The organism is Winogradskyella sp. SM1960, from assembly GCF_020179375.1.
Lineage (GTDB): Bacteria > Bacteroidota > Bacteroidia > Flavobacteriales > Flavobacteriaceae > Winogradskyella > Winogradskyella marina.
The window spans coordinates 1-4942 of record NZ_JAICBG010000020.1 but is presented as its reverse complement, the minus strand read 5'-3'; the positions used below and the strand labels follow the sequence as shown (position 1 = coordinate 4942).

Below are 4942 nucleotides of genomic sequence, written 5' to 3'. Positions count from 1 at the left end.
TTATTTACTAAATTGGCTTATTGAAAACCCGAAGGTAAGGTGTTTCAAATCCCTTACTATTCATATATATATTCATTACCACCAATTTGAAAAAACTCGGAGCATTCATATTAATCGTATTTATTTCAATAACATTATCAGTTGTTTATGGAGTTGCACACGATTTTATTACGTCGAAAATATCGCCTGAATTTTACACTAAACTGACATTTTTTAATTTTGGAATTTTAGACGATTATGAAAGAGAATTTAACGGAAATTGGACTTTTGCGCTTGTTTGGGTTGGATTTTTTTCTACTTGGTGGTTTGGACTTTTAATCGGAATTGTTCTCGGAATATTCGGACTGAAATATAGTGACGGACAAATAATGCTGAATAAATCTCTGAAATCTTTACTCATCGTAATCGGAATTGCAATTCTGTTCGGTTTTGTCGGATTTGGAATTGCGGAATTATTTCCATCGGAAATTATTACGAATTATGACTTCCCATTTGAAATTGAACATAAAACGGAATTTAATAAAGTGGCAAAAATCCATAATTTCTCATATTTCGGTGGAATTGTTGGACTGATAATCGGAACGTTGAATCAAATAAAAAACTGGTGGTAACACCGTGTATAATTAATTGCTTTTTTAGGCTTACTTACGAAAATTCCTGCGTAATTTTCTCTGGTCCGTAAAAGTTTGCTAAATTAGCTACTAAACCACGCAACTAACCATACACAAACACGTTAGGCACAATACGAAAAAAACGAAGTCAACATTTGAAACACACAGCTAAATTATTTTGTTTGGGACTTTTTACATCTCTTTACGGATGTTTACCTGGAATGGGAGAATGGGAAATTACTCTCTATGAACAAAAAATCGAGGGAACTTCAAAAGCAATCTACAAATATGATGCTTGGGGTGGACGAGATTCTAATGTAAACGGATATGCAATATTAGATACTACAGAGACTTTTACTATTCAAAGAATATCAAAACTTCCGATAACACAACTAAACGGAATTCCAAATAAAAACTTAATTAATGCTATTGGAACTGAAAATTCTAAAGAAACTTCTGATTTTTTCCCTATCACAACGGAAAAAATAAAATCCGAAGGAATCAATATTGAAATTAAGAACTATAAGAGTAATAGTCTACGAAAAAAAAGTCAAGGACTTTGGAGATATAATTTTGCCAGATTCAAAGAAACTCGTGATAGTCTTTTCTTTTATAACCTAGATTATAATACAAGTATGAATAAATCGCATCTTGATAGTTTAAAAATATCGAAAGGAAATGTAATAATTAGACAAAAAGAAAATAAAGATATTATAGAGCTTGTAATTCAAAACCTAATATTATCCAAAATAAATAATGACAGTATTGTATCGAATAAGCCTTATTTCTTAAAACCAAAAAATAAAATGAAGTCTGACCAGTTTTCAAATTATGGGGTATTTAAAGAAAAAAATACTGTGCCTAACACCGTGTATAATTAATTGCTAGGTTCTCCCCTACTTGCGAATATTCCTGCGGAATATTCACAGGTTCGTAAAAGTTTACTAACTTAGTTGCTTAACCACGCAACTAACCATACACAAACACGTTGGCAACAATTTAAACTTGAACCGAGAATTAAAATGAAAAGAACTAGAAAAATTATTGTTCGATAATCTGAATAAAAAATTAAAAAAATATGGAATATGATTTTTCTAAACTTAATGACAGAGAATTTGAAACTTTAGGCGCTTCAATAATAGAAAAGATTTTAACTAAAAGAGTTGAAACATTTAAGTCTGGTAGGGATGGTGGAGTTGACGGTAGATTTTGGATTGGGAAAGAAAAAGAAGGTATTATTCAATGCAAGCACTACATTTCAACACCATACACAACATTAATTTCTAAATTAAAATCTGAGGAATTAGCAAAAGTCAAAAAACTTAATCCAGCTAAATATATTTTTATTACTTCCAAAAAATTATCTCGTCTTAACAAGCAGGAAATAAAAAAAATATTTCATCCTTTTATACTAAGTGAAGCAGATGTTTATGGATATGAGGATTTAAATTCTTTCTTATCACAGAAGGATAATCAAGGTATTGTTGAAAGAAACTATAAATTATGGATTACTAGCACTTCTGTTTTAGACTTAATTTATCATAATGCTATAAAAGGTAGAAGCGAGAGTACCATTAGAGAAATTGAAGAAAAAGCTTATAAATATGCTATAACAGAAAATCATAGAAAAGGATTAAAAATTCTTGAAGAAAACAATGTTGTTATAATGACTGGAGAACCAGGAATAGGTAAAACTACTCTTGCTGATAACCTAGCTCTTTATTACGCAGCGAAAGGATATGAGTTTTGTGATATAGAAGAAAATATTAGTGAAGCTGAAAGTATATTTAGAGAACGAGAAAAGAAGAATATTTTATTTTACTGTGACGATTTTTTAGGAAGCAATCTATACGATGCTATTAACAACAAAAGAGATTCGCATATTGTTAAATTTATCAATAGAGTTCGTAAGGATGATTCGAAAAAATTTATTCTCACGTCTCGTACGACTATTTTAAATAAGGCATTTAGTTTAAGTCATAGGTTTCAAAATGGTAACATTCGTGAAAACGAGTTTTTACTAAGAGTTGAAAACTTAACTAATGTTGATAAAGCCAAAATTTTATATAACCACATTTATCATTCAAATTTAAATGACGTATATCTAGATAAGATATATCAAGATAAGAGATATAAAGTGATAATTAGACATCGCAATTTCAACCCTCGTATAATAGAATTTGTTACTGATTCTGGAAGAGTTGGTCATATCCCACCTGAAGAATATTGGAAATACATTATCAAAAGTTTAAATAATCCAGAAGACATTTGGGCGGATTATTTTCAAAACCAAACGGATGATTGTGTTAGAGCTTTAACATTTTTGACTGTTTACAATAATGGCAAAATTTCAGAAGAAGAATTAAGACGTTCTTATAACACATTTTTAAATATTCATAACGTAAATCTTGGTGACCAAACTGATAAAAGTTTTGAAGCAGTAAGAAAATTGGCTACAAAATCACTGTTAAACAGAAATCAGATTGATGAGGATAAATTTGAATATGTTTTGTTTAACCCATCAATCGCTGATTTTGTTCTTGGTTCGTATTCGGATGACAGTAATTTAATATCTAACATTATAAAATCTTTGGAGAACGAAATCTCTATAGATTATTTAAAAGCTTTATCTGGACTAGGAAAAAAAATAAATAGTTCAAATCTAAAAAGGATTCAAGAAAACTTATTCGATTTCTTCTTTGAACCAAAATTAAATGAAGAAGATTGGGATTTTTTAATATTACTTTCGTTTTTAGATTTTTTCAATGAAAAAACAAATAAAAGAATCGAACGCTTTCTAAATGCCTTAATAGAAGCAGATAGTCCGAATGGCAATAGATTATGGGAACTATTAATAATTCTGACAGAATTTGAACCCCAAATAGAATTTAAAGATTTTGATTTTTTACACGACTTCATAGAAGATGTTTCAGATGAGGACTCATTGAGAGAGCTTTTTAATTTTATCGATACCTATAACATAGAAGATGAGCATATTTTATTTCAGGCACAAACTCTTATAGAAAATTACTTAGGTAGCATTGTTGACAATAATGATTTAGATGTGGACTATTCTAAGCACATAAATGTAAATTACTATCCAGAAGGTTATCCTGAATATGATATTGATTTAAATGGTATTGAATCAGAAGTTCTAGAAAGTCTTGACTATTATTTAGACGGTTTCAATGAATCTGTTTTAGAAAGAATTGATTTCGATATGACGAGATTTGTATCAAATCTGGATGTAGAAAGTATGGCGACACGATTTTTTGAAAGTTATGAACCAGACTATGAACGTGATTATGATGGAGGACATTATTCAGGTTCGTCCTACGAGGATGATATAGATGCGATTTTTGAGCGTTCCTGATTTTAGAAGGTTAATATATTATTGAATAATAAAAACTGTTGCCAACACCGTGTATAATTCATTGCTAGTTTTAGCTTACTTACGAAAGTCCTCGCGGACTTTCTATCTGTGATTTATTTGCTAACTTTAGTGCTTAAACCACGCAACGAAATCATACACAAACACGTTGTAGCAAATACCCAAAAAATGAACAGAACATATTTTAAAACCATAGTTTTCGGAATTTTAATTCTGACATTTACTAATTGTAAAGCGCAAACGGACGAAAAGCTGAATCCGAAAATTAATTCGGAAAATTACTATGAATATTATCAATCTGGTGGAATAAAATCGACAACAACAAATTGGTTGAGAAGACACGAAGCAGTTCCAATCATAATTGACGAATTGGAGAAACTTGGATTTAAAACCAAACAATATATTCTATACGAATTAGAAAATGGAGAACAAATAATACTTGATGTTTATAATCGTGAAAATGATTTAGGAATTGTTTTCAATACAGGACATTTTGCTTCTATCAAAAAAGACCAAAGAAATACTCAGACTTACAAACAGGATAAATTTAAAGTTTCTGGTAGTTTAGGAAAAAGAAAAGTTTACGAGAATTTGCCGAAAAACATAATTGTCTTACAAGAAACTTGGTATTGGTATCAAACCCAAAGCAGTCCGAATGACAAACTACTGAATAAGAAAACGGCTGAAAATATATTGAGAGAAGATATCAGAAAACAATTAACTGAATTGAAAAACTGAAAAAGTACTTGCTACAACACCGTGTATAATTAATTGCTTTTTTAGGCTTACTTGCGAAAATTCCTGCGGAATTTTCTCTGGTTCGTGAAAGTTTGCTAAATTAGCTACCCAACCACGCAACTAATCATACACAAACACGTTAGCAGCAAGCAGTCACGTTTTGCTAACAGCTTTCTTAATCCAAGAGTTTTTTATTTCTACT

At 30.1% G+C, this 4942-nt stretch carries 4 protein-coding genes; all 4 read left to right on the top strand.

Translation table 11 applies throughout. The annotated features are described in order from the left end of the window. Nucleotides 1-86: 86 nt before the first annotated feature. Nucleotides 87-611 (top strand): hypothetical protein, encoded by a 525-nt coding sequence (locus K1X16_RS17585; RefSeq protein ID WP_225037381.1) that lies wholly within the window; start codon nt 87-89, stop codon nt 609-611. Nucleotides 612-766: 155 nt separating this feature from the next. Beyond that, entirely contained in the window at nt 767-1492 is a 726-nt protein-coding gene (locus K1X16_RS17580) for a hypothetical protein (protein WP_225037380.1), read from the top strand. 197 nt (nt 1493-1689) lie between these two features. Continuing rightward, nucleotides 1690-3984 carry a restriction endonuclease gene (locus tag K1X16_RS17575; RefSeq protein WP_225037379.1) on the top strand — a complete coding sequence of 765 codons (2295 nt, stop codon included), beginning with the start codon at nt 1690-1692 and terminating at the stop codon, nt 3982-3984. A 186-nt stretch (nt 3985-4170) separates the two neighbouring features. Then, entirely contained in the window at nt 4171-4740 is a 570-nt protein-coding gene (locus tag K1X16_RS17570) for a hypothetical protein (protein ID WP_225037378.1), read from the top strand. Nucleotides 4741-4942 lie beyond the last annotated feature (202 nt).